Source organism: Aeromonas sp. QDB18 (genome assembly GCF_027705325.1).
Classification (GTDB): domain Bacteria; phylum Pseudomonadota; class Gammaproteobacteria; order Enterobacterales; family Aeromonadaceae; genus Aeromonas; species Aeromonas caviae.
Map to the genome: position 1 here is coordinate 1 of NZ_JAPDBQ010000033.1, position 2651 is coordinate 2651.

Annotated in this window: 2 protein-coding genes and 1 pseudogene (1 of these 3 running past the window's edge); 1 reads left to right on the forward strand and 2 read right to left on the reverse strand. The window is 60.2% G+C overall.

Annotated elements, in window-relative coordinates; genetic code table 11:
- Positions 1-105: 105 nt before the first annotated feature.
- The gene (locus OKC30_RS07445) at positions 106-1287 is read right to left on the reverse strand and encodes a hypothetical protein (protein WP_043155175.1); all 1182 of its coding nucleotides are present in this window, start codon (positions 1285-1287) and stop codon (positions 106-108) included.
- Between the two features lie 429 nt (positions 1288-1716).
- Between OKC30_RS07445 and OKC30_RS07450 the strand changes: the two genes are divergently transcribed.
- Positions 1717-2190 carry a DUF4442 domain-containing protein gene (locus OKC30_RS07450; protein ID WP_010674883.1) on the forward strand — a complete coding sequence of 158 codons (474 nt, stop codon included), beginning with the start codon at positions 1717-1719 and terminating at the stop codon, positions 2188-2190.
- Between the two features lie 387 nt (positions 2191-2577).
- Here the strand turns inward: OKC30_RS07450 and OKC30_RS07460 are convergent.
- Positions 2578-2651, reverse strand: a pseudogene (locus tag OKC30_RS07460) (ribosome-associated protein) (its annotated part continues 10 nt past the right edge of the window); the annotation flags it as partial.

Here is a 2651-nt window from a genome sequence, read left to right on the forward strand (position 1 = left end):
CAGCCTTGCTCCCCCAACTCAAGTCGCATTTATGAATAATTAGTCAAAAATGTGCTTATCTGAACAGCATTGCGGCATCTGCCGGCTGTTTTTTTGACTGGCGGGTTACACCGTGGCCTTGCTGCGGCTGACCTGCTTGGGCTCCAGGGGCGGGAAGTCATCGTTGAAGAAGGTATCCGCTTCTTCAATCTGTGCCTTGCGCTGCTTCTGGATGAAGTTGTCGAAGTCGCGCTTGATCTCGGGGTCCTTGAGGGCCTCGTAGTCGAACACGTTGGCGGCATAGAGGTAGTTGAAGTAGATGTCGACGAACTCGGCGCTGGCACAGGCGGAGGTGAACTTGCTGTTCTGGCGGTCGAAGTTGACGCGGTACTGCTTGATCTTCGGCACATAGACCAGCTCGTTGCCCACCTTGAACACTTCCACCGTGACCCCCACCGTGATGGTCTTGTAGAAGTCCTTGTTGTTCTCCACCCCGAAGCGGATGGCATCCCCCTGCTTTTGCAGGAACTTGTTGAAGCTGGCCAGCGCCGTGGTGCCCTGGCTCACCACCACGTCCATGATGAAGTTGATGAAGTCGGTGGCGATGCTGAGCCCCTTGATGTGGCGGCTGTAGCTCTGCTGATCGATCTTGCTCGGCCCCATCAGGGGGATCTTGGAGAGGGCCCTGGCCCAGAGATCCGCGTCCGTCTTGTACTGCTCGCCATAGGCTTCGGCGTAACGGTTGATGTAGGCGGTGACCACGGAGGTGATGGCGATGAGGTAGGCCTTCTGTTCCGCCAGCTTGGCCATGACGGCGGGATCGTCCAGCAGCTCGTTGGCCACGATGAACTCCACCAGGCCGTCCTTGTCGGCATAGGGATCATTGCCCACCGCCCGGACGGTGTCGGGCAGATTGACGTCGTTGAAGAAGGCCTCGGCCTCGGCGAACTGATCATGGTTGCTCAGGCGGTTGGCCGGTGCCTCGCGCACCAGCTGGCAGAGCACCAGCTCGGCCTCGTAGTCCGACTCGCGCCACAGGGGGGCCTGCAACTGGTTGCCGAAGGTCTTCTTGTAGGCGAGGTTGAAGTCAAACAGCACCGAACTGCAGCCGCAATCCATGGCGAAGTCGACGGTGTAGCTCAGCGGCCCGGTGGGCAGGGGCTTGCTCATCTTCCCCTTGGCGCTGAGGTTGGCATAGCACTTGAGGTACTCCCGGCCAAACAGCTCGTAGGCACGGTTGTTGTTGAAGTTGAGCTGGAAAGTACCGGCGCTCTCGCCCCCGTTGAACAACTGTTGCACGTGACTCATCTCTCTATCCTTATGGTGAGATTGGTAGACGGGTTGACCCGGTGCCGAGTGGCTACTTCCGGGCCAGCAACAGCCTAGCGAGGGAGAGGGGGTTTGGTTACTGCGAATAATCCCAGTGGCGGGGGCGGGATCCTGGGCTAGCCCTCTGACGGGGAGTATTTCTCGTTGTGCTTCATTCGGATATGGCTGTCATGGTCCCGTCATCCGGGGCGGGACCTTGAAAAAAATCGGAAAAAGGGGAAAGAGAGGGGCGACCCGGGGTCAGGAAAGGCCGGTTTTATCATTTCCCGGGCAAATAGAACCTGGCCATTGCATGAATTTTGCAAATACCCTTTGGGGGCCCGCTCACAGGGATGGCACGGGAGGCTTGTCTATCGGGAAGCAGGCTGGCAACATTTGCGTCACATTAACTCATCGGATCAGTTTGCAATGGACCTGCAACGCCTCAAAGCCAACCTCGCCCTGCGTCTGTTCGCCTGGCGCTACATTCCCGTCATTGGTTTCTGTGCCCCCGTCATCGAGCAGATGGACGCCAGGGCGCTGCGCATCCGCATTCCGCTGGGCTGGCGCACCCGCAACCACCTGGGCAGCATGTATTTCGGGGCGCTCGCCACCGGTGCCGACCTGGTGGGAGGGCTCCTGGTCATGGAGAAGGGGCGGGCGCGGCGCAAGAAGGTGCATTTCGCCTTCAAGGATGTGCAGGGGGAGTTTTTGAAGCGCCCGGAGGGGGACGTGCAGTTTGATTGCGCGGCGGGGGAGCTTATCGACGCCATGATCGACGAGTCCCTGGCGAGCGGTCAGCGCATCAACCGCCCCATCCAGGTGGTGGCCACCTGCCCGTCTCGCAACGGCGACGAGGCCATGGCCCGCTTCGTGCTGACCCTCTCCATCAAGGCCAGCTGAAGGCCAGAGGGCGCTTGGCGCCCTTGTTCAAGCCGGGATCAGAGGATCTCGGGACTGCTCCCTTCCTTCACCACGGCCTTCATGCTTCATGCCGTTGAAGTTGACCACCCACTCGGCCACTGTGCTGGGTAGCGCTGGCGTGGCAGGGCGTCAGGATCAGGGGATCTCGGGACTGCTCCCTTCCTTCACCACGGCCTTCATGCTTCATGCCGTTGAAGTTGACCATCCGCTCGGCCACTGTGCTGGGAAGCGCTGGCGTGGCAGGGCGTCAGGATCAGAGGATCTCTCGGGACTGACGCCTTCCTTCACCACGGCCTTCATGCCATTGAAGTTGACCACCTGCGCGGCCACTGTGCTGGGTAGCGCTGGCGTGACAGGGCGTCAGGATCAGAGGATCTCGGGGCTGACGCCTTCCTTCACCACGACCTTCATGCCGTTGAAGTTGACCACCTGCTCGGCGC